Genomic DNA, 22,708 nt, shown 5'->3' with positions numbered 1-22,708 from the left:
CATGTCGATCGAGAAGATCCCCGTCACCATCATCACCGGCTTTCTCGGATCCGGAAAGACCAGCCTGATCCGCCATCTCATCACAGCGCCTCACGGGCGGCGGCTCGCCATCCTGGTCAACGAGTTCGGCGACGTAGGCGTCGACGGCGAGATCCTGAAGGGCTGCTCGGACGCCAACTGCCCCGAGGATGCCATCGTCGAGCTGACCAATGGCTGCCTGTGCTGCACGGTCGCCGACGAATTCGTGCCGACCATTTCGGCGCTGCTGGCGCGCCCGGAGCCGCCGCAGCACATCCTGATCGAAACCTCCGGCCTCGCGCTGCCCAAGCCGCTGCTCAAGGCGTTCGACTGGCCGGATTTGCGCACCCGCATCACCGTTGACGGCGTCATCGCCGTCACTGATGCGGAGGCGGTCGCCGACGGCCGATTTGCCCCCGATCTCAAGGCGGTCGAGGCGCAACGCCGGGCCGATGCCAGCGTCGACCACGACACCCCGCTCGGGGAGGTGTTCGAGGACCAGGTCGCCTGTGCGGACCTCGTCATCCTCAACAAGGTCGACCTCGTCGAGAGCAAGGCGCTGGCCAGGGCCCACCACATCATTCAGGCGGAGAGCCCGCGCCGCATCCCGGTGATCGAGGCAACCGAAGGCCGGGTCGACCCGCGCATCGTTCTCGGCATCAACGCTGCGGCGGAACAGGACCTCGACGCCCGCCCGAGCCACCACGAGCACCACGACGCCCACGACCACGACGATTTCGAGACCATCGACGTGACGCTGCCCGCGCATTCGAGCGTCGAGGCCGTCGTCGCCAAGGTCGAGGCCGTTGCCCGCGACCACGGCGTGCTGCGCGCGAAGGGCTATGTGGCGGTGGCGGGAAAGCCGATGCGGCTGCTGGTGCAAGGCGTCGGCACGCGGGTGCGGGCGCAGTTCGACCGCGCCTGGGCGCCGCACGAGGCTCGCGCCTCGCGCCTCGTCGTGATCGGCGAGAAGGGCTTCGACCACGCTGCGGTGACAAGGGTGCTGCAGGAGGCCTGATGCACATCCTGCTGCGCGAGACGCACGGGCTGGAAGAGGCGGCGGTTGCCGAGGACTTGAGGCAATCGCCGGCCGATCTTGTCGTGCTGTCGTTCGCCGACAGTGACCTCTGCGCCTTTGCCGCCGGCTGGCAGGCCGGCCGTGCGCGAGCTATTTCCGCAAAAGTGGATACCGGTTTTGCGAGAGAAAATGCGATAGAACAGACGCGTGGAGCATCCGACCCGCCCGATCAGGTGGGCGGATGCTCCACGCTGCCCTCGCTGAGGCTCGCCAATCTTGCTCGCCTCGCGCATCCGCTGTCGGTTGATCTCTATGTTGAGAACACGCTTGTTCACGCCCGCGCAATCCTGATCCGCCTGCTCGGCGGGCTCGATTACTGGCGCTATGGCGTCGAGCAGGTGCGGGCAGTGGCGGACGCCCGCGGCATCAAGCTCGCGATCGTGCCAGGCGACGGCCGCGCCGATCCTCGGCTGGACGACGCCTCCAACCTGCCCGTCGCGGTGCTGCGGCGGCTTCAGGCGCTGTGCGACATCGGCGGCGCGCGGGCGGCGGAGGCCGCACTCGCCGAACTGTCACGCGCCGCGGGCTTTTCCGCTGCGCCACTGCCGGCGGTGGCGGCGCTGCCGGCCCATGGCTATTTCCCCGGCGATCCTGATGCGCGTCCCGTCAAGCCGCCGGTGCCCGGCGAGGCGCCCCGCGCGCTTGTGGTGTTCTACCGCGCCTTCGTCCTTGCCGACGACCTTGAACCGGTCGATCGGCTGATGACGGAGTTCGCTGCGCGCGGCGTCCGGCCGGTCGGGGTGTTCGTCGACAGCCTCAAGGCGGCGGCCACCGACCGCTGGCTGCGTCGGGAGCTTCAGCACATCCGGCCGGAGGTGATCGTCAACGCCACCGCATTCTCGGCACGTGACGCCGATGGCTCGCCGTTCGAGGCGGTCGATGCCATTGTGCTGCAGGTGGCATTGGCGGGGTCCTCGCGCGCCGCCTGGGAGGGGTCGGAGCGTGGCCTGTCGCCGCCCGATCTCGCCATTCATGTTGTGCTGCCGGAAATCGACGGCCGGGTGTTCGCGGGCGTGGTCTCGTTCAAAGAGCCGCAGCCGCTCGATCCCGAGCTCGGCTTCGCCCGCGTCCGCCACGCCGCTCATGCCGAGCGGGTCACGGCGGTTGTCGCGCGTGCGCTTGCAGTCATCCGGCTGCGGCGCAAACTCGCCGCCGAGCGTGCGCTGGCGCTGGTGCTGTCGGCCTATCCGGGGCGGGACGATCAGATCGCCCACGCGGTCGGCCTCGACGCACCGGAAAGCGCCGTCGAGATTCTGCGGCTGCTGGCGGAGACAGGCTATCGGATTGGCGACCTGCCGCCCGACCACGGCACGCTGATCGACCGGCTCACCGCCGCGACGATGCACTGGCCGCTGGCCGAGTATCGCGCCGCGCTCGATTGCATCGATCCGGCGTTGGCGGCCGAGCTGGCTTCGCAATGGGGGCCGCCGGAGTCTGACCCCATTGTTGAGAATGGTGTCTTCCGGTTTCGCGCCACGCGGTGCGGCAACGCGATTGTCGCCGTGCAGCCCGATCGCGGCGCGCGGGCCGACCGCGCGGCCGAGTATCACGATCCGCGCCGATCGCCGCGTCATTCGTTCGTCGCGTTCTATCTGTGGCTTCGCCACATCGCCGCCATCGACGCGCTGGTCCACATCGGCGCCCACGGCACGCTGGAATGGCTGCCGGGCAAATCGGTGGCGCTGTCGGGGGGGTGTTGGCCGGACGTGCTGGTTGGCCCAACGCCGGTGATCTATCCGTTCATCGTCAACGATCCCGGCGAGGCCGCCACCGCCAAGCGTCGGCTCGGCGCGGTGACGATCGGCCACATGACGCCGCCGCAGCGGCGCGGCCCGCTGCCGCCGGGCCTCAGAACCGTCGAGCGCCTGCTTGACGAATACTCCAACGCCGACGGGCTCGACCCGCGGCGGCGCGAACGGCTGGCCGGTGACATCCTCAAGGCGGCGCAGGACACCGGGCTCGACCGCGATAGCGGCCTGAACGCCGATATGGCACCGCGCGAGGCGGTGGTGAAGCTCGACGCCTTCGTCTGCGACGTCAAGAATTCGCTGTTTCCCGACGGCCTTCACGTGTTCGGCCGCGTCCCGGCGCTGCCGGAGGACGACGACAGCTTCAACAGGCCGCTCGCGGCCATGCCGTTCGCGGCCTGTGCCGCAGGCGAGCGCACCGGGCTTCTCGCTGCGCTGGCGGGCAGGGCGGTGCCGCCCGGGCCGGCCGGCTCGCCGTGGCGCGGCCGGCATGACGTGTTGCCGACTGGCCGCAACCTCTTCACCAGCGACCCGCGCGCGGTGCCGAGCAGAGCCGCGGCGCTGCAGGGGGAGTGCCTCGCCACGGCGCTGCTGACGCGCCACCTGCAGGACCATGGCGAGCATCCCCGCAACGTTGTGGTCGATCTGTGGGGTTCAGCCACCATGCGCACCGCGGGCGAGGAATTTGCCATGGCGCTCAGCCTGATCGGGGTGGTGCCGGTTTGGGATTTTGCCTCCGACCGGGTGTCGGGCTTCGAGGTGCTGACGCTGGCCCAGATCGGGCGCCCGCGCGTCGACGTGACGTTGCGCATCTCCGGCCTGTTCCGCGACGTGTTTGCCAATCTGCCGGTGCTGTTCGAGCAGGCGGTGGCGGCGCTGGCGCGGCGCGAGGAACCGTCCTCCGAAAACCCGTTTCGGGATCGCGCCGGGCCGAGGGTGTTCGGCCCGGCGCCGGGCCGCTACGGTGTCGGGGTGGCGGAAACGCTCGAGGAACTGACGCCGGCCACCGCGGCCGCGGCTGCGGATGCTTGGCTGGCAGGCAGCGCCTACGCGTACGGCGGCAGCACTGATGGCGCCGCCGCTCGTGCTGCGCTGGAAGAGCGCGCCGCCAACGCCGACGCGTTCGTCCATACCCAGGACCTGCCGGAGACCGACCTGCTGATGGCGCCCGACTACGCCGCCCACGAGGCCGGCTTTGCCGCGGCGGCGCGCATGCTCGGCGGGGCGCCCGCGCTCTACCACGCCGATTCGGCGCGTGCCGAGGCACCGCGGATGCGCACCCTGCCGGAGGAGATCGCTCGCGAGATGCGCGCGCGCGCCACCAATCCACGCTGGATCGCAGGGCAGATGCGCCACGGTTTCCGCGGCGCCGCCGAAATCGCCTGGACGCTCGACCAGATGGCGCTGTTCGCCCATCTCGCCGATGTCGTCGAGAGCCATCACTTCGACGGATATTTTGAGGCGACGCTTGGAAACGAGGCGGTGCGGAATTTCCTGGAAACCGCCAATCCCGTTGCTGCCGAGGCGATGCGGCGGCGCTTCCGCCAGCTCATCGCGGCGGGCCACTGGGACATGCGGCGGAACAGCACCATCGATGCGCTTGCCTCGCCGAGCGATGGCGAGCCGCCGGTGGACGGTTCGCAGAATTGATTTTCCGCCCCGGCTTGACTCGATGTCGTGCCGGGGACCACAGTCCGCCCCGTCGTGGTTCTCTGGACCCCATCGGTCCGGAGCTAAGAGGGAATTCGGTGCGCCGCAGCTCATCTGAGCCGGCAAGACCGAAGCTGCCCCCGCAACTGTGAGCGGCGAGCCGACGTCCATGTGAAGTCACTGGAACTTGACTGTTCCGGGAAGACGGACGAAGGCGACGACCCGTGAGCCAGGAGACCTGCCGCGACAACATAACGTCCCTGGGCGGGGTGTCCCGGTGGTGCGCTTGCGAATCCGCGGCGGCCTGCCGGTGGATCGTCCGCATGCGACCGCTCGACCTTTGCCCCCAACATTTTGGGGTTCGAGCCAATGTCTGTTCTCTCTCTTCCTGTCGCCACGCTGGGTGTGCCGCGGATCGGTCCGCGCCGCGAGTTGAAATCGGCGCTGGAGCGCTATTGGTCCGGCAAGATCGACGCCACCGCTCTCCAGGAGGCGGCCACCGGGCTGCGCGCCGCCAGCTGGGCATGCCAGGCTGCTCGCGGTGTCAGCGTCATCCCGTCGAACGACTTCTCACTTTATGACCACGTGCTCGACACCGCGGTGATGGTCGGCGCGGTGCCGGCGATCTATGGCTGGTCGGGCGGCGCGGTGCCGCTCGATAGCTATTTCGCCATGGCGCGTGGCAGCCAGGGCGCCGAGACCAGCTGCAGCTGCGGGCACGACGCATCCGGCGTTCCGGCGCTCGAAATGACCAAATGGTTCGACACCAACTATCATTACATGGTGCCGGAGTTTCAGCCTGGGCAGAGCTTTTCGCTGGCCTCGACCAAGCCGATCGACGAATACCGCGAGGCGGCAGCGCTGGGCTTTGCCACGCGCCCGGTGCTGCTCGGGCCGGTGAGCTTCCTCAAGCTTGGCAAGAGTCACGACGCCAGCTTCGATCGCCTGACGCTGCTCGCCGGCCTGATGCCGACCTATATCGAGGTGCTGCGTCGGCTGGCCGCCAATGGTGCGGAATGGGTGCAGCTCGATGAGCCGTGCCTGGTGCTCGACCTCTCCGACGCCGAGCGGCGGGCGCTGCGCGAAGCCTATGGCATGATCGCCTACGCGCTGCCCAAGCTGAAGATTATGCTGACCTCCTATTTCGGCGGGCTCGGCGGCAATCTGGAAACCGCGCTGGCGCTGCCGGTGGCCGGGCTGCATCTCGATCTGGTGCGGGCGCCGGAGCAGTTGGGCGATGTGCTGGCCAAGGCGCCGCGCGGGTTGGTGCTGTCGCTTGGTGTGATCGACGGCCGTAATATTTGGCGCGCCGATCTCGACGCCATCCTGACGCGGCTGGAGCCGGTGGTCGGCCGCCGCGGTGCCGATCACCTGGAACTCGCACCGTCGTGCTCGCTGCTGCACGTGCCGGTCGATCTCGAACTTGAGACCGACATCGACCCCGACCTCAAGCGCTGGCTGGCATTCGCGCTGCAGAAGATGGGCGAGCTTTCCGTGCTCGGCAAGGCGCTGGCCCAGGGCCGCGGCGCGGTGCGTGGCGAGCTCGACGACGCGGCGGCGGCGATCGCCTCGCGGAGGTCTTCGACCAAGGTGCACGATGCGGCGGTGGCGGCGCGCACCGCGGCGGTCGAGCCGTGGATGTCGTGGCGGGCGAACCCTTACCCGGAGCGGCAAACGGTGCAGCGGGAGGCGCTGAAGCTGCCGCAGTTTCCGACCACCACCATCGGCTCGTTCCCGCAGACCGCGGAGGTGCGCAAGGCACGCGCGGCGTTCGCCAAGGGCGAGCTGGGCGAGGACGACTACAACGCCTTCCTGCGTCGGGAGACCGAGGCGGCAGTCAAATGGCAGGAGGACATCGGCATCGACGTGCTGGTCCATGGCGAGTTCGAGCGCAACGACATGGTGCAGTATTTCGGCGAGCAGCTCGCCGGCTACGCCTTCACCAAGCACGGCTGGGTGCAGAGCTATGGCTCGCGCTACGTGCGCCCGCCGATCATCTTCGGCGACGTCTCCCGTCCGGCACCGATGACGGTGGCGTGGTCGAGCTTTGCCCAATCGCTGACGTCGCGGCCGATGAAGGGCATGCTCACCGGCCCAGTGACCATGCTGCAATGGTCGTTTGTGCGTGACGACCTGCCGCGCGCCGAGGTCTGCCGGCAGATCGCGCTCGCGTTGCGCGACGAGGTGACCGACCTCGAGGCGGCGGGTCTTAAGGTCATCCAGATCGACGAGCCGGCGCTGCGCGAAGGGTTGCCGCTGCGCCGCGCCGAGTGGCGTGCCTATCTCGATTGGGCGGTGGATTGCTTCCGGCTTGCCGCGGCGGGCGTGCGCGACGGCACCCAGATCCACACCCACATGTGCTACGCCGAGTTCAACGACATCATCGACTCGATCGGGGCACTGGACGCCGACGTCATCTCGATCGAAACCTCGCGTTCGAAGATGGAACTGCTCGAGGCGTTCGCGCTCTACCACTATCCCAACGAGATCGGTCCCGGCGTCTACGACATCCATTCGCCCCGCGTGCCGACCACCGCCGAGATGATAGAACTGTTGACGAAGGCTGCGCGCCGGTTGTCGCCGGATCAGATCTGGGTCAATCCGGACTGCGGATTGAAGACGCGGCGCTGGGAGGAAGTTCGCCCGGCGTTGGTCAACATGATGGAGGCTGCGCGGCAGATGCGCGCCAACAGGGCGGAGGCAGCTGAATGAGGGGGCAGGTGGTGCGGGCCACGCGGCTGGTCGATATCGTCTTTCCCGGCGACACCAACCACCACGGCACGCTGTTCGGCGGCATTGGCCTCGCCCACATGGACAAGGTGGCGTTCATCACCGCGACGCGCCACGCTCCGGTCGATTTCGTCACCGCATCGTGCGACGGCATCGACTTCAAGGCGCCCGGCCGGCTCGGCGATATCATCGAGCTGACCGGACGGGTGGTCAAAGTCGGCCGCCGTTCGCTGGCGGCAGAGGTCGAGATGGTGGCGGAGGCGCCGCTGACCGGCGAGCGCCGCCGCTGCGGCGGTGGCGTGTTCAACATGGTCGCGGTCGGCGAACTCGCTGGCCTCGGCGGCCAATTGCCACAGCTCAAGCCGGCGCCGATGGTGGAGCCGGACGCTGAACTGCGCTCGGTGGAGCTGGTGTTTCCCGAGCACACCAGCCATTACGGCAGCCTCTATGGCGGCAACGCGCTTGCCGCCATGGGCAAGGCGGCATTCGTGGTGGCGACGCGCTATTGCCGCCGCTCGGTGGTGTTGGCCGCGGCAAAACGAGTCGATTTCACCGCCCACGTCCACGAAGGCGAGATCGTCGAATTGGTGTCGCGGGTCAGCGCGGTCGGCAACACGTCGATGACGGTTACGGTGGAGATGTGGGCCGAAACGCTGGGCACCGGTGCGCGGCGTTTATGCGGCCATGGCCAGTTCGTGATGGTGGCGGTCGATGATCGCCACCATCCGATCCCGGCTCGGCCGGTCGTGGCGGTGGATACCGCCGGCTGACGCCGTTCACAGCCGGCGGGGGACGCGTTCTTGACTCGACTCAGGCGACAAAGCTACAGCATATAGTGCCTCGGTCCCCGCGATGATCAACATCTGGGGCTAAGAGGGAAGCCGGTGCAAGTCCGGCGCTGCCCCCGCAACTGTGAGCGGCGAGCCGACGTCCATGTGAAGTCACTGGGGCTTGAGGGTTCCGGGAAGACGGACGAAGGCAACGACCCGCGAGCCAGGAGACCTGCCGCAGCACGGTACGAAGCCGGCCTGTTTGGGCCGGCGTTTCGTATTCCGATCGCCAACAGCCCTCGCTCGAGCAGGGGTTTTGGCGAAAGGACGAACTGGGATCGCCATGCGATTTCGGTTCCCGCATCGACGTCCTCGGGCGGGGTGTCCCGGCGGAGCGCGGACCGGCGCCTGCGGCTGTCGCCGCCTGCCGGCCACGGCCTCCGGTGTCCTCCGCCCGTTCTGCCGAGGAAACTCCGTGCCGAGGAGCGCCATGTCCCCCGCCGATCCCGTCGTTCTGCCGTCCAACGTCATCAAGCGAACCGGGCAGCCGGTGGTGTTCGACGGCGACAAGATCCGCGTCGCCATCGAGCGCGCCGGCAAGGCAACCGGCGAGTTCGACCGGCCGGACAGCGCCCGGCTGGCCGAGCAGGCGATCAAGGTGCTCGCCCACCGCTTCCAGGGTCAGGCACCGCACATCGAGCAGATCCAGGACGTGGTCGAGCAGGTGCTGATCTCGGCCGACCATTTTGCCACGGCGCGCGCGTACATCGTCTATCGCGAGCAGCGCGCCCGCCTGCGCCGCGACGCCAGGACGGCGGTCGACGTCGAAACCTCGGTCAATGAATATCTCGACCGGGCGGACTGGCGGGTGAGCGCCAACGCCAACCAGGGATATTCGCTGGGCGGGCTGATCCTCAACGTTTCCGGCAAGGTGGTGGCCAATTATTGGCTGTCGCACGTCTACCCGCCCGAGGTCGGCCGCGCCCACCGCGAGGGCGATCTTCATATCCACGACCTCGACATGCTGGCCGGCTATTGCGCCGGCTGGTCGCTGCGCACGCTGCTGATGGAGGGCCTGAACGGCGTGCCGGGCAAGGTCGAGGCGGCGCCGCCGAAGCACCTCTCCAGCGCGGTCGGCCAGATCGTCAACTTCCTCGGCACGCTGCAGAACGAGTGGGCCGGCGCCCAGGCATTTTCCTCGTTCGACACCTATCTCGCGCCGTTCGTGCGCAAGGACCAACTGTCCTACGCCGAGGTGCGCCAGTGCATTCAGGAACTGGTCTATAACCTCAACGTGCCCTCGCGCTGGGGCACCCAGACGCCGTTCACCAATCTCACCTTCGACTGGACCTGCCCCGACGACCTGCGCGACCAAGTTCCGGTGATTGCCGGCGAGGAGATGGATTTCACCTACGGCGATCTCCAGGTCGAGATGGACGGCATCAACCGCGCCTATATCGAGGTGATGACCAAAGGTGACGCCAAGGGCCGCGTCTTCACCTTCCCGATCCCGACCTACAACATCACCCCCGATTTTCCGTGGGAGAGTGAGAACGCCGGGCTTCTGTTCGAGATGACGGCGAAATACGGGCTGCCGTACTTCCAGAACTTCGTCAATTCCGAGCTGAAGCCGCACATGGTGCGCTCGATGTGCTGCCGGCTTCAACTCGACTTGCGCGAACTTCTCAAGCGCGGCAACGGCCTGTTCGGCTCCGCCGAGCAGACCGGGTCGGTCGGCGTCGTCACGCTCAACTGCGCCCGGCTCGGCTACACCAGCCGCGGTGACGACGCCAAGCTGTTCGCGCGCCTCGATGCGCTGTTGGAGATCGCGCGCACCAGCCTCGAGATCAAGCGCAAGGTGATCCAGCGCCACATCGACGCCGGGCTGTTTCCCTACACGCGGCGCTATCTCGGCACGCTGCGCAACCACTTCGCCACCATCGGCGTCAACGGCATCAACGAGATGATCCGCAACTTCACTGCGGACGCCGAGGACATCACCACGGAGTTCGGCCACGCCTTCGCGGTGCGGGTGCTCGACCATCTGCGCGCGCGCATCACCGCGTTCCAGGAGGAGACCGGCCACCTCTATAACCTTGAGGCGACGCCGGCCGAGGGCACCACCTACCGCTTCGCGCGGGAGGACAGGAAGCGCTTCCCCGGCATCCTGCAGGCCGGCACGCCCGACCAGCCCTACTACACCAATTCCAGCCAGCTGCCGGTCGGGTTCACCGACGATCCGTTCGAGGCCCTGGCGCGGCAGGACGAACTACAGCGCAAGTACACCGGCGGCACCGTGCTGCATCTCTATATGGGGGAGCGCATTTCCTCCGCCGCGGCGTGCAAGACACTGGTGCGGCGGGCGCTGGAAAACTTCCGACTGCCTTATCTCACCGTAACGCCGACGTTCTCGATCTGCCCCAAACACGGCTACATTAAAGGTGAGCACGCTTTCTGCCCGAAATGCGACGCCGAGCTGATCGCTCGCAAGCAGCACGCCGCAGCCCATTAACTGAACTGGAGCCCGCCATGACCCATATGCCGTCTCCCGCCGACCTCAAGCCCGTCATTGAGCTGAAGGATAGCGAACGCCAGCCTTGCGAAATCTGGACGCGGGTGATGGGCTATCACCGCCCGGTGGCGTCGTTCAATCGCGGCAAGCAAGGCGAGTTCGCCGAGCGGCGCTGCTTCAGCGAGGGGCGGGTGAAGCTTGAGACCGAGCTTGGCTGAGTTGCGCATCGGCGGGCTGGCGCGGCTGTCGTGCTGCGATTGGCCGGGCCAACTCGTCGCCACGGTGTTCTTGCAGGGTTGCCCGTGGCGTTGCCGCTACTGCCACAATCCGCATCTGCTGCCGCCGCGCGGCGCCGAGCAGGTCGCGTGGCCTGATGTGCTGGCGTTCCTTACGGCCCGCCGCGGCCTTCTCGACGGCGTGGTGTTCTCCGGCGGCGAGCCATCGGTTCAGGCGGCGCTGACGGAGGCGGCCGGGGAGGTGCGGGCGCTGGGGTTTCGCGTCGGCCTGCACACCGGCGGCCCGGCGCCGGAGCGGCTTGCCGCGCTGCTGCCGCTCGTCGACTGGGTCGGCTTCGATATCAAGGCGCCGTTCGACGACTACGCCCGCATCACCGGCGTCGCCGGCAGCGGCGAGGCGGCGCGCGCCAGCCTGAAGCTCCTGCTTGCCAGCGGCGTCGCCTGCGACCTGCGCACCACCGTCCACCCGGCACTGCTCGACGAGGTCGCGCTGGCGCGGCTCTGCAGCGAGCTCGCGGCGCTGGGCGTGACCTCCCGGCTGCAGCCGTTCCGCGTCGCCGGCTGCGCCGACGCGGAGCTGGTGGGGCAGGCGAGCACGGTGGCGTCGTCCTAAGCGTCTGATTCAACGACAAGAATTCCCGCGCGCTGGCGCCGCGCTCGGTGACGGCGCGCGTCGGCCGGCGCGCCCGGTCGCCATTGACGCGACCATCTGGCGCCATCTCCTTGATCAAAAACACAATTCCGATCCCGCCGCGCCCGCCGGCGCCTTGGCTGGCGTCAAATCGACGTCGGCAGACTTGTTTTCGATGGCGATTAGATGTATCGAAATCTCATCGAAACGTACGAGGATATATCATGCAGATCGAAATGGGGCGCCGCCGGCGACACCGCCACGGCGGCGGACACCAGCGAAACCGGGCGGGAGGCTGCGGTTCCGCGGGCCTTGCCGCCCTGCTGAGAGGGCTGGCGAGGGCGCTGGGGGAGGGCCGGGCCGACGCCCCGCCGGCGGCAGGCCGGCACAGGCGGCACGCGGCGGCCGGCGCCGAACGCCGCTCATCGGCGTCGGAAAGCGGGTCCGAGGCCGGGGCAGTGATCGCGGTCTGTGCCGGATCCGACTGCCGCTGTCGTTGGAACGACCGCTCTTTGGTCGACGACCTCAAGCGCGAGGTGGCGGCCAGCGGTCGAACCGACATCGAGGTGCGGCCGTGCGGCTGCATCGACCGTTGTGCGGAGGGACCGATCGTCGTGGTCCGGCAATCCGGCGATGTGTCCGGCGTGCCGGTCCGCGACACCACCCACGTTCGCGTCCAGGCCGGCGACGTTCGAGACATCGTCGCGGCGATCGGCCGCGGCGCCACCAACCAGGACTGACGGAGGATAAAATGTTCAAATCCCGATTCGACGGATTGGGCGGCGGCCATGGCCGCATGCGGCGCGGTTTCGCCGACGATCATGCGACATTGGGCGAGCCCGGCCACGGTCGCGGCCGCGGCGGCCGGCTGGGCCGGCTGTTCGCCCACGGCGATCTTCATCTCGTCGTGCTGCATCTGATCGCCGAGCGGCCGCGGCACGGCTACGAGCTGATCAAGTCGATCGAGGCCGCGGTCAACGGCGCCTACAGCCCGAGCCCCGGCACCATCTATCCCGCCCTGACGCTGCTTGAGGAGCAGGGCTTCGTCGATGTCGGCCACAGCGACGGCAGCAAGAAGCTCTACACCGTCACCGATGCCGGGCGAGCCTATCTCAACGCCAACCGCGCGACGGTGGAGGCGATGCTGGTCCGCATGGCCGAGGTCGGTGCGAGCCGGGCCGAAGTGCCGGCGCCGGTGATCCGCGCCATGGAGAATCTGAAGCTCGCGCTCCGGATGCGGATGGAGCGGGTGCCGCTCACCGACGAGGCGGCGCGCGCCATCGCCGACGCGCTCGATCGCGCGGTCGCCGACATCGAGCGGACCTGACGCCATGACGGGATGGGTCCGCGACCAGCTGCGAACCCTGGCCCGCGCCGGCCGGCTCGGCCGCCGCGCCAGCGCGGCGCCGGTGGTGGTGCCGCACCTTGGCAAGCGCGCCGGGACCGCGGGACCTGCGGCCGCCGGCGCGCCGCCACCTGCGCCCGCCGAGGCGGCCGCCCCGGCGCGCGCAAGGCCCGATCACTCCGCGGCGGCGGCGCCCGGCAGCACCGTCGACACGATCGAGGCGTCGAGCGCCTCGAACGCGGCGAGGCCGATCAGGTCGTAGAGCTCGGCGCGGGTCTGCATCTCGCCGAGCATCGCCTTGGTGCTGCCGTTGCGGGCGAGGGTGGCGTAGAGCTTCTCCTGCGCCTTGGCCGCGACCCGTAGCGAGGACACCGGCCAGATCACCATGCGATATCCCATCGCCTCGAACTCCGCCGCGGTGAAGGTCGGCGTGCGGCCGAACTCGGTCATGTTGGCGAGCAGCGGCACGCCGGGCAGGCGGGCGGCGAAGGCGCGGAACGTTTCGGCGTCGCCGAGCGCTTCGGGGAAGATGGCGTCGGCGCCGGCCTCGACATAGAGCTTCGCCCGCGCCACCGCGCCGTCGAGTCCTTCGGTTGCGGCGGCGTCGGTGCGGGCGATCAAATAGAGCTGACGCCGCGCCTTGGCGGCGGCGGCGACCTTGGCCGCCATGTCGCGGGCGTCGGCCAGCTTCTTGCCGTTGAGGTGGCCGCACTTCTTCGGCAGGATCTGGTCCTCGATATGGACCGCACCGGCACCGGCGTCTTCGAAGGTGCGCACCATGTGCATGACATTGAGCGCTTCGCCATAGCCGGTGTCGCCGTCGACCAGCACCGGCAACGCGCTGGCGCGGGCGATCTGGCGGACGAAGCCGGCGACCTCGTCGACGGTGATGATGCCGAGGTCGGGCAGGCCCATCGATGCCGTCATCGCGGCGCCGGACAGGTACAGCGCCTCGAAGCCGGCAGCCCGCGCCTGCAGCGCCGCCATGCCGTTGTGGGCGCCGGGAAGGCGGAGGATGCCGCCGCGCTCGACGAGGGCGCGAAAGCGTGCCCCCGCCGTCTCGTTCGGATAGTCAGATGCGATCAGATAGGGCACGGCGACCTCACGCGGCCCGGATCGAGGACACCGTGCGCCCCCGCGCTTCCAATGGCACGAAGGTGCGGCCTTCCGGTCCGACGTAATTGGCGGACGGCCGGATGATCTTGTTGTCGACCCGCTGCTCGATAACGTGCGCGCTCCAGCCGGAGGTGCGGCCGATCACGAACAGCGGCGTGAACAGCGCGGTCGGCACGCCGAGCATGTGGTAGGACACGGCGCTGAACCAATCGAGATTGGGAAACATGTTCTTGGTCTCGTGCATCACGGTTTCGATGCGCTCGGCGATCTGGAACATCCGCGTCGAATCCGCCTCGACGCAGAGATGGCGCGCCACCTCCTTGATGACGCGGCTGCGCGGGTCGGAGATGGTGTAGACCGGATGGCCGAAGCCGATCACCACCTCTTTCGCTTTGATGCGCCGGCGGATGTCGGCCTCCGCCTCGTCGGCGTCGACATAGCGCTTCTGGATCTCGAACGCAGCCTCGTTGGCGCCGCCGTGCTTGGGCCCCCGTAGCGCGCCGATGGCGCCGGCGATGGCGGAATAGAAGTCGGCGCCGGTGCCGGCGATCGAGCGTGCGGTGAAGGTCGAGGCGTTGAACTCGTGCTCGGCGTAGAGGATCAACGACGTGTGCATCGCCCGCACGTGTGAAAGCGCCGGCGGGCGGCCGTGCAGCAGGTGGAGGAAGTGCGCCGCGATGCTGTCGTCGTCGGTCTCGACCTCGATGCGCCGGCCGTTCTGGGCGAAGTGGTACCAGTAGAGCAGCATCGAGCCGAGCGAGGCGAGCAACCGGTCGGCGATGTCGCGCGTGCCGGGAAGGTTGTGGTCCTCCGGCTCAGGCAGCACGCACCCCAGCGCCGACACGCCCGAGCGCATCACGTCCATCGGGTTGGCGCTGGCGGGCAGCTCCTCCAGAATGCGCCGCACCGCCGAGGGCAGGCCGCGCAGGCGCTGCAGCTTGGTCTTGTACAGCGCAAGCTCCGCGGCGGTCGGCAGGGTGCCGTGCACCAGGAGAAAGGCGATCTCCTCGAACGTGCAGATCTCGGCGATGTCGAGAATGTCGTAGCCGCGATAATGCAGGTCGTTGCCGCTGCGCCCGACGCTGCACAGCGCGGTGTTGCCGGCGACGACGCCCGACAGCGCGACCGATTTCTTGGCCGGCCGGCCGGGCGCTGCGGTCGCATTCGACGGGTCGGTGGTCGATAGAGTCTGCGTCATGACAGTCCTCATCAAGCGGAGACGGCGGAAAGCGGGGCAGCGGCCGGCGCGGCATCAGTTGCGCGCCAGTCGAAGATGCCGGTGGTGTCGCTGGGGGCGAGCAGCGTCGGATCGGCGGCGACGGTGAGGCCGGACATGTGGTCGGCGCTCAGCGTCGGCAGCCGTTCGACCGTCGCCAGGAAGCGATCCTGCTCGCTGGGGGTGATGATGCCCTCGGCGAGGGTGCGGAACTTGGCGATGTAGTGCGCGCGCTCGAACGGCCGGGCGCCGAGCGGGTGGGCGTCGGCGACGGCGATGGAGTCCTCGATCACCCGGCCGTCGTTGAGTCTCACCACCACGCGGCCGCCGAACGCCTTCTCCTTGGGATTGTGGCTGTGGTAGCGCCGCGTCCACTCGGAGTCTTCGACCGTCGAGATCTTGTGCCACAGCGCCACGGTGGCGGGGCGCGCTGCCCGCTCCGGCGCGTAGGAGCGCTCGTGGTGCCAGCCGCCGTCCTCCAGCGCCACCGCGAAGATGTACATGATCGAGTGGTCGAGCGTTTCCCGGCTTGCCTTGGGGTCCATCTTCTGCGGATCGCCGGCGCCGGTGCCGATCACGTAATGGGTGTGGTGGCTGGTGTGGATGACGATGCTCTTCACCCGCGACAGATCGCCGATGCGCGGCCCCATGCGGCGGGCAAGGTCGATCAGCGCCTGGCTTTGGTATTCGGCCGAGTGCTCCTTGGTGTAGGTCTCCAGGATCGCGCGCTTGGGCTCGCCCTTCTCGGGCAGGCGCACCAGGTAGGACACCTCCGGGCCGCCCAGCATCCAGGCGATGAAGCCGTCCTCGCCCTCCCAGGCCGGGGAGGGCGCGCCTTCGCCGCGCATCACCCGGTCGACCGCCTCCACCGCCATCTTGCCGGCGAAGGCGGGGGCGTAGGCCTTCCAGCTCGAAATCTCGCCCTTGCGCGATTGGCGGGTGGTGGTGGTGACGTGCAGCGCCTGTTGCACCGCCTGATAGACCATTTCGGTCGGAAGCCCGAGCGCGGCGCCGATGCCGGCGGCGGCCGACGGGCCGAGATGGGCGATGTGGTCGATCTTGTGCTCGTGCAGGCAGATGCCTTTCACCAGATCGACCTGGATCTGGTAGGCGGCGGCAAGGCCGCGCACCAGCGCCGCGCCGTCGAGCCCGCAATGCTGCACCACCGCCAGCACCGGCGGAATGTTGTCGCCGGGGTGGGAATAATCGGCGGCAAGGAAGGTGTCGTGAAAGTCGAGTTCGCGCACCGCGACGCCGTTGGCCCACGCCGCCCATTCCGGCGACACCCGCCGGTGCAACGACATGCCGAACACGGTCGCGCCGGGGCGGAACGGATGGGCATTGGCCTGGAACCGCGCATTCACCACCGGTCGGCGGGTCAGCGAGGCGGCGGCCACCGCGGCGTTGTCGATGATGCGGTTGCCGATCATCAAGGCGACGTCGGGCTCGACCGCCACCGGGTCGGTCGCCACCTCGGCGATCTTCCAGGCGAATTGCTCGGCACGCGGCAGGTTGTCGGCGGATTTGTGGGTGCGGACGCAATGAAGCTTCACGGTCGAATATCCTTGAGTGAAAGCGGGCCTTGGCGTGCCGCCCGCGGACGGCAACCGCGCGGTTGGCACTTGCCTCGGCCGGTCATCTCGCAATATTCACAATCGGGGTTCGCCGGGTAACTCCTGAATTGGCAAACATATTCGCCGAATTTGCCGGCGCTTTGCGAAGTTTGCGAAGACGAGGTGACGATGAAGAAGGCGTTCGTCGGTGGACGGCTGAAGCGGCTGCGCGAAGAGCGCGGCCTCACCCAGATCGCGCTGGCGCAGGCGCTCGGGCTGTCGCCGAGCTACGTCAATCAGCTCGAAAAGAACCAGCGGCCGCTCACGGTGCCGGTGCTGCTGAAGGTCAACGCCGTGTTCGGCGTCGACGTGCAGCTGTTCTCCGAGGGCGACGAGGCGCGGCTGGTCGCCGACCTGCGCGAGGTGTTCGCCGATCCGGCCAATGGCGCGGTGGTGAGTCTTGGCGAGGTGAAGCAGCTCGCCGCCGAGATGCCGACGCTCGGCCGCGCGGTGGTGGCGCTGCATCGGCGCTATCGCACCGCGCTGGAGCGGGCCGACGCCATGGCCAATCAGCTGGGGCTCGGCTCGGGCGGCGTCGCCACGCTCACCGCGCCGATGCCCTACGAGCAGGTGCGCGATTTCTTCTACGCCCACCACAATCATTTCGCGGCGCTGGACGCCGCGGCGGAGCGGCTGGCCGGCGAGATTCGGCCGCTGGCGCCGACGCTGGCGGCCGGGCTTGCGCGCTATCTCGATCAGCGCCACGGTGTGCGCGTCAGCGTCGAGCGCTCGGATGACGCCGGCCAGCGCCGCTTCGACCCCGCTGCGCGGCTGCTCGGCGTTGCCGCCCGCCTCGACGACGGCCAGCGCGCCTTTCAGCTCGCCACCCAGCTCGCCTTCCTCGAAATGGACGAGGCGATTGCGCAGCTCGCCGCCGAGGCCGCGCGCGGCGCGGCCGAAACCCACGCGCTCGCCCGCATCGGCCTTGCCAATTATTTCGCGGCGGCGCTGCTGATGCCGTACGCCGGATTTCTCGCCGCGGCCGAGGCGCTGCGCTACGACATCGATCTATTGGGCCGGCGCTTCGGCGTCGGCTTCGAGACGGTGTGCCAGCGCCTCAGCTCGCTGCAGCGGCCGGGCGCGGCGGGGGTACCGTTCTTCTTCGTGCGGGTGGATCGCGCCGGCAACATCTCAAAGCGGCAGTCGGCGACCGACTTCCACTTCTCACGCTCCGGCGGCACCTGCCCGCTGTGGAACGTGTATGAGGCGTTCGCGCAGCCCGGCCGCATCGTCACCCAGGTCGCGCGCATGCCGGACGAGCGCACCTATCTGTGGATCGCCCGCACCGTGCACGACGCGCTCGGCGGCTATGGCGAGCCGGGCAAGACCTTCGCCATCGGGCTCGGCTGCGACATCCGCCACGCCGGCCGGCTGGTCTATTCAAAAGGGCTCGACCTCGACGATCCGGCGGCGCCGACCCCGATCGGCGCCGGCTGCAAGGTGTGCGAACGCCCGGCCTGCCCGCAGCGGGCGTTTCCGCTGATCGGCCGGGCGCTGTCGGTCGACGAGAACCGCAGCGCCTTCACGCCTTACGCCGCGCGGTGAGGCCCCGGTCAGGCCCCGGTCAGGTGCTCGGCCAGGATCATCACGCCGAGGCCGCACAGCACGACGCCGGCGATCAACTCCGCCGCCTTGCCGAAACGCTCGCCGATGGCGAAGCCGAGCAGCATGCCGCCGGACGACATCACGAACGTCGACACGCCGATGGCGATGGCGATGACGACGATGTCGACCTGGAGCAGCGCCAGCGAGACGCCGACCGCCATGGCGTCGAGGCTGGTGCCGATGGCGGTCGCGATCAGCGCGGTCAGCGAACTGCCGCGCGGCGCGTCGGCGTCCGACGTCCGGATCGCGGTGTAGAGCATGTGAACGCCGACGCCCGCCAGCAGCGCGAAGGCGATCCAGTGGTCGATGGCCTCGACGAACTGGCTGGCCGCCACGCCGGCGATCCACCCGATCACCGGCGCCAGCGCCTCGACCACGCCGAACACGATGCCGGTCCGCAGCGCTTCGCTGACCCGCGGCCGGCCGATGGCGGCGCCGCGCCCGACCGAGACAGCGAACGAATCGACGGACATGGTGATGGCGAGCAGCGCGATGGCGAGCGGGGACATCCGTTTGGTTCCGACGGACACAGACCGGGCGCCATCACCCCGTCCGTCCGTATGGAACAGGTGGCGCCACGGTCTTGTCGGGCCGACGAACCGGCTGGCCGCGCCATGCGCCATTGCGCAAGCATGTTGACGCGGCCCCGCTGACCAGCGGTGACTACTCCCCGATGGCCGCGGCGTAGGCGAAGCACCGGCAAAAGTCAAAAGACGGGCAATATTTGATCGCCTCTGACAATCATTTGCAGATGCCGCGCATCAACGTCGGCGTTGGCTTGGGTTCCGCAAGGCAGGGCGGCGGCGGTGCCTGGAAAACCCGCCGGCTCCGGCGAATCCGGGCCGGCCGGATTCGGAGAGGGGCGGGCGGCAGGCGAGGGGCCGCCGCCGCCGCGGCCCGGCCGCTGTCCACAGGCCGGCCGGATCAGCGGTACCGCGCGGCACGGCGTTGAAAACGCGCCGGAAAACAGCGCTCGGCCGTACCAGGTGGCGGCGTGGCCGGCGGTGCGCCGCCACCGCGCCACGGCGCTCGATGACAATCTTTCAACAGCGACGCACAAGAGTTGCTCGATCCCCCTTGCGTCCGGGGGGAAGCATTCGCTATATGCAGGCCATCGGCGCCGGGGACACCGCGGCGCCCTGGATGCGGGTGTAGCTCAGGGGTAGAGCACAACCTTGCCAAGGTTGGGGTCGAGGGTTCGAATCCCTTCGCCCGCTCCAAAATCTCTCAAGAAATTCAAACGGTTGCAGATGGCCCTTCGGGGCCGTTTTTGCTTAGAATTGGCCCGACCTGGACCATTCTGAGCGAAATCTAAGCATCCGGACGAAAGGCACCGGATGCCATGGCGAATTCTGGCGAGCGGTGTTTGAGCGCTCTTAAGGCGGCGGATGAGGCACTTCGTCCAGCAGCGCGAGCAGCTCCTTGAGCGCAGCGTCGAGGCGGGCCGGGTCGGCGCCGGCGCGGACCATCACCTGAAAGCCCGGAAAGGCCACGACGAGGAGCCGGGCGACGGCACGCCCGCCCGCTGGCCGGCATCGACTTCGGTCTTCCGGATCTACTCGTTCAGGGTCTGCGGCGTGCAGCCTATCTTGGTGGCGACCGACACCACCGCCGCCCACCGCGAGGGGTGCTCACGCTCGTGATCCAGCACCATCCGCACCGCCCGCTCGCGGACTTCAGGCGAAAATTTGTTCGTCGTCTTGCTCGTGCAGGCTCCACCTTCTCAGGAGTTGGAGCCTCCGGCAAACCCGGGGCGGTTCAACCCGATCCCACCGGAGACATTACCGACTGCCATGTAGCCCGCTCGCTTCGGCACCACCCAAGGGCGCGTTCGCGGGGGCTCGGACGGCGTCAAGCTACACCACCACAAGGAGCGCGATCGCTAACCCATTGAAAAACATATAAAAACGGCCATCGCCCAAAGGCTGGCGGAGTATGACACACCATTGTAAAGGATCCCGGGCACGATTAGACGACATTTTTCAAACGGGACATTGTTCATTGCTTGAATGCAGCGGCCCAGCCGAGGCTTTCTCTCGAGGGATGGCGGTTCAGATCAGCCGGGCAATCTGCCTCGCCTTAGCTGCCGTTCCACTCATCGCTCCGGCGATCGCCGCATCCGACGACATCGTCTTTGACATCCCCCCTCAGTCTCTGGATACCGCGTTGGAGTTCTACAGCGTCGCGGCCGGTCGGGAGGTGGTTTACGATGGCAGACTTGCGACCGGGCGCCAGTCCAGGAGTTTGAAAGGTGCCTACTCGGCAGAGGCCGCGCTGAGGGTGTTGCTTGAGGGAACGGGAATTTCGCCGCGCTTTATGAGCACCGATGCCTTTGTACTGGTTCCCGATGTCGCGATAAGCAAGCCAAGCCCTTCCGAGGACATGGTGCCGCCTGTCGCCATCTCGCGCTACTATGGCGACATCCAGGCCGCTCTCAAACGTGCCCTGTGTGGTAATGACTTGACGCAACCTGGGAATTATCGGGTTGTAGTGAGTTTTTGGATCGGGACGGGCGGCACGGTCTCCCGCGTTGAGTTGCTCGGCTCGTCCGACGATCGCTATCGAGACGGTGTCATTATCCAGACGATACGCGCTCTCAGCATAAACCGGCCGCCGCCCCCAGGATTTGCGCAGCCGGTTACTTTGATGGTTGTGCCGCGACTCCAGGGTGCCGCAATCGATTGTCCGGCCGCGGCATTGCAGCCGGTCAAGATGCAGCCATGACTGACACAAGCTTGCTTGCACTGCGGCGCTTGCTGTTGGCTCATTATGATCAGTTCATGGCGCGTTTGACGCGACGTCTGGGTTCCGCCGAACTCGCTGGCGAGGCGCTCCAGGATACGTGGATACGGCTGCAGACCGGCGATGGCATTGCGGCAGTCCGAAACCATGATGCCTACCTGTTTCGCATCGCCGTCAACATCGCACGCGATAGCCAACGCGCGGAAAACCGTCGTCTGACCACCGCGGAAGTCAAAACCCTGCTCAATGTCGCGGACAACGCGCCGGACCCGGCTCGGGTCGCCGAGGCCCGCTCGGACCTGGCAGCGCTTCGGGCGGTGATGGCGGAGCTTCCGCCCCGGCAGCGCGCCATCCTGCTGGCGGCGCGGCTTGACGAACTGCCGCGACGCGAGATCGCAAGGCGCTATCAAATTTCGCTGCGTCTCGTTCAACGGGAATTGCAGGAGGCGCAGGACTATTGCGCCGCACGGCTCAAGCGCTCGACGTCCGTATTGTTCACATCGCCCGCGCGAGAAGCGTCTCTTGGTGACGACCCTGTCGGAGCGGAGCGCGTCGAACGCTCGATGTCGGGTACTGAGGAATGACCACACGGAAAAGAAGCGAGCAGGCGGGCCCGCTGGACCGCGAGGCCCACGGCTGGGTGACGCAGCTCGTCTCGGGCGAGGCAACAGCGGCGGACGCCGATGCGCTCAAGCATTGGTGTAACCAGAGCCCCGCGCATCAGGCGGCCTTTGCCGCTGCGGCGCGGCGCTGGAAGGACTTTGGGCCTGCTGGTCGCGATCTGCTGGAACAAGGTCATTTGCCTGTTTGGATGCCGTCGCCGATCAGCCGTCGGGCCGCCCTTGGCGGAGCGGCTGCGTTCGCCGCGGGCGTGGCGGGATATGCTGTCGTTCAGCCGCCGCTTGGTCTGTGGCCCTCTCTTCATGAGTTGACGGCGGATTACCGCACCGCGACCGGCGAGCAGCGGCGCATCACTGTGTCGAATACTGTGTCGGTGCGGATGAACACTCAGACCAGCATCGTCATCGCGGCTCCGCCGGCTGTCGCCAGCAGCGATGAAGTCAAGCTGGTCAGCGGCGAGGCGTCGTTCGCCCTTGCGACGGATTCGCACAATTACTTGGTGGTCCATGCCGGCGAAGGCCGGACTGTCGCGAGCCGCGCTCGGTTCGACGTGCGCCACCTTGGTTCGACAGTGTGCGTCACGTGCTTCGAGGGTGCGGTTCGCGTCGAGCGAGGAGCCCACGTCGCGATGGTCGGCGCAACGCAGCAGGTTCGCTACGATGACCGCGGTTTTCATCCGGTCGTCTCGGTCGATCCGGTTGAAGCAGCCGCTTGGCAGGACGGTGTGTTGATCTTCCGCCTCACGCCGCTGTCCGATGTGGTGGCCGAAATCAATCGATATCGGCCCGGTAAAGTCATCCTGATCAATACCGATCTGTGGATGAGACCGGTCAATGGACGGTTTCGCATCCAGCGCATCGACGAGGTTTTGACGTGGATCGAGCTGGCGTTCGGCGCCACCCTGCGATCCCTGCCAGGCGGGATTCGTTTGTTGAGTTGAAGCGCACGGCCGTGACATGAAAATTTCACAAAGAATCTTGTTCACGTCTGACCTTGGAGCGTCGTCTCCCTGTGAACGTGCCATCAGGTCCGTGGCCGGCCCTGATCGATCCCAGGGTGACGTCATATTTTCCGGGA

General features: G+C 67.9%; 18 protein-coding genes, 1 tRNA gene and 3 riboswitches. Of the genes, 15 read left to right on the top strand and 4 right to left on the bottom strand.

Annotated elements, in window-relative coordinates:
* Window position 1: 1 nt before the first annotated feature.
* The 9 genes from cobW to BVIR_RS10235 all read left to right on the top strand — a co-directional run bounded on the left by cobW (window position 2) and on the right by BVIR_RS10235 (window position 12,700).
* Window positions 2–1,036, top strand: coding sequence for a cobalamin biosynthesis protein CobW (cobW, locus tag BVIR_RS10275; protein WP_055037582.1), 1,035 nt, complete (start codon window positions 2–4; stop codon window positions 1,034–1,036).
* Window positions 1,036–4,494, top strand: coding sequence for a cobaltochelatase subunit CobN (gene cobN / locus BVIR_RS10270; RefSeq protein ID WP_055037581.1), 3,459 nt, complete (start codon window positions 1,036–1,038; stop codon window positions 4,492–4,494). Before cobW ends, cobN begins: the two co-directional genes overlap by 1 nt.
* Window positions 4,495–4,532: 38 nt before the next feature.
* Window positions 4,533–4,754, top strand: a riboswitch (cobalamin riboswitch).
* Between the two features lie 109 nt (window positions 4,755–4,863).
* A complete protein-coding gene (gene metE / locus BVIR_RS10265) occupies window positions 4,864–7,206 on the top strand; it encodes a 5-methyltetrahydropteroyltriglutamate--homocysteine S-methyltransferase (protein ID WP_055037580.1) in 2,343 nt (780 codons plus the stop codon).
* Window positions 7,203–7,994 carry an acyl-CoA thioesterase gene (locus BVIR_RS10260; protein ID WP_055037579.1) on the top strand — a complete coding sequence of 264 codons (792 nt, stop codon included), beginning with the start codon at window positions 7,203–7,205 and terminating at the stop codon, window positions 7,992–7,994. The genes metE and BVIR_RS10260 overlap by 4 nt, the downstream gene beginning before the upstream one ends.
* Window positions 7,995–8,048: 54 nt before the next feature.
* A riboswitch (cobalamin riboswitch) is annotated at window positions 8,049–8,248 on the top strand.
* Between the two features lie 236 nt (window positions 8,249–8,484).
* Window positions 8,485–10,506 (top strand): ribonucleoside triphosphate reductase, encoded by a 2,022-nt coding sequence (locus tag BVIR_RS10255; RefSeq protein ID WP_055037578.1) that lies wholly within the window; start codon window positions 8,485–8,487, stop codon window positions 10,504–10,506.
* Window positions 10,507–10,523: 17 nt separating this feature from the next.
* Complete coding sequence (gene nrdD / locus BVIR_RS17295) at window positions 10,524–10,724, top strand: anaerobic ribonucleoside-triphosphate reductase (RefSeq protein WP_055037577.1); 201 nt, start codon at window positions 10,524–10,526, stop codon at window positions 10,722–10,724.
* Complete coding sequence (locus BVIR_RS10245; RefSeq protein ID WP_055037576.1) at window positions 10,717–11,355, top strand: anaerobic ribonucleoside-triphosphate reductase activating protein; 639 nt, start codon at window positions 10,717–10,719, stop codon at window positions 11,353–11,355. Before nrdD ends, BVIR_RS10245 begins: the two co-directional genes overlap by 8 nt.
* Window positions 11,356–11,885: 530 nt before the next feature.
* Window positions 11,886–12,113 (top strand): (2Fe-2S) ferredoxin domain-containing protein, encoded by a 228-nt coding sequence (locus tag BVIR_RS10240; RefSeq protein ID WP_055037575.1) that lies wholly within the window; start codon window positions 11,886–11,888, stop codon window positions 12,111–12,113.
* 11 nt (window positions 12,114–12,124) lie between these two features.
* On the top strand, window positions 12,125–12,700 hold the full coding sequence (locus BVIR_RS10235) for a PadR family transcriptional regulator (protein WP_082416978.1): 576 nt from the start codon (window positions 12,125–12,127) through the stop codon (window positions 12,698–12,700).
* Between the two features lie 192 nt (window positions 12,701–12,892).
* Here BVIR_RS10235 and prpB read toward each other — a convergent pair whose 3' ends face one another.
* From prpB to BVIR_RS10220, 3 genes are read right to left on the bottom strand one after another with little or no spacing between them, the layout of a single operon-like run.
* On the bottom strand, window positions 12,893–13,813 hold the full coding sequence (gene prpB / locus BVIR_RS10230; RefSeq protein WP_055037574.1) for a methylisocitrate lyase: 921 nt from the start codon (window positions 13,811–13,813) through the stop codon (window positions 12,893–12,895).
* 7 nt (window positions 13,814–13,820) lie between these two features.
* Window positions 13,821–15,032, bottom strand: coding sequence for a bifunctional 2-methylcitrate synthase/citrate synthase (gene prpC, locus BVIR_RS10225; protein WP_055037573.1), 1,212 nt, complete (start codon window positions 15,030–15,032; stop codon window positions 13,821–13,823).
* Between the two features lie 11 nt (window positions 15,033–15,043).
* Complete coding sequence (locus BVIR_RS10220) at window positions 15,044–16,603, bottom strand: MmgE/PrpD family protein (RefSeq protein ID WP_055037572.1); 1,560 nt, start codon at window positions 16,601–16,603, stop codon at window positions 15,044–15,046.
* A gap of 189 nt (window positions 16,604–16,792) precedes the next feature.
* Between BVIR_RS10220 and BVIR_RS10215 the strand changes: the two genes are divergently transcribed.
* Complete coding sequence (locus BVIR_RS10215; protein ID WP_055037571.1) at window positions 16,793–18,208, top strand: short-chain fatty acyl-CoA regulator family protein; 1,416 nt, start codon at window positions 16,793–16,795, stop codon at window positions 18,206–18,208.
* Between the two features lie 8 nt (window positions 18,209–18,216).
* Here BVIR_RS10215 and BVIR_RS10210 read toward each other — a convergent pair whose 3' ends face one another.
* Window positions 18,217–18,777 (bottom strand): manganese efflux pump MntP, encoded by a 561-nt coding sequence (locus BVIR_RS10210; protein WP_055037570.1) that lies wholly within the window; start codon window positions 18,775–18,777, stop codon window positions 18,217–18,219.
* Window positions 18,778–18,784: 7 nt separating this feature from the next.
* A riboswitch (yybP-ykoY riboswitch) is annotated at window positions 18,785–18,957 on the bottom strand.
* A gap of 456 nt (window positions 18,958–19,413) precedes the next feature.
* On the opposite strand from BVIR_RS10210, the gene BVIR_RS10205 reads away from it, so the two are divergent.
* From BVIR_RS10205 to BVIR_RS10185, 5 genes are all read left to right on the top strand, one after another.
* Window positions 19,414–19,488: transfer RNA gene (locus tag BVIR_RS10205), tRNA-Gly, on the top strand.
* Window positions 19,489–19,656: 168 nt separating this feature from the next.
* The gene (locus tag BVIR_RS17055) at window positions 19,657–19,911 is read left to right on the top strand and encodes a hypothetical protein (protein ID WP_055037569.1); all 255 of its coding nucleotides are present in this window, start codon (window positions 19,657–19,659) and stop codon (window positions 19,909–19,911) included.
* Window positions 19,912–20,311: 400 nt separating this feature from the next.
* Complete coding sequence (locus tag BVIR_RS10195) at window positions 20,312–20,992, top strand: TonB family protein (RefSeq protein ID WP_055037568.1); 681 nt, start codon at window positions 20,312–20,314, stop codon at window positions 20,990–20,992.
* Window positions 20,989–21,594: an RNA polymerase sigma factor gene (locus BVIR_RS10190; protein WP_055037567.1), complete on the top strand. Its 606-nt coding sequence runs from the start codon at window positions 20,989–20,991 to the stop codon at window positions 21,592–21,594. Before BVIR_RS10195 ends, BVIR_RS10190 begins: the two co-directional genes overlap by 4 nt.
* Complete coding sequence (locus tag BVIR_RS10185; RefSeq protein WP_055037566.1) at window positions 21,591–22,571, top strand: FecR family protein; 981 nt, start codon at window positions 21,591–21,593, stop codon at window positions 22,569–22,571. The genes BVIR_RS10190 and BVIR_RS10185 overlap by 4 nt, the downstream gene beginning before the upstream one ends.
* Window positions 22,572–22,708: the final 137 nt, after the last annotated feature.

It is taken from the genome of Blastochloris viridis (genome assembly GCF_001402875.1).
GTDB lineage: Bacteria > Pseudomonadota > Alphaproteobacteria > Rhizobiales > Xanthobacteraceae > Blastochloris > Blastochloris viridis.
The sequence above is the reverse complement of the archived record's forward strand: the minus strand, read 5'-3'. Positions and strand labels throughout refer to the sequence as shown.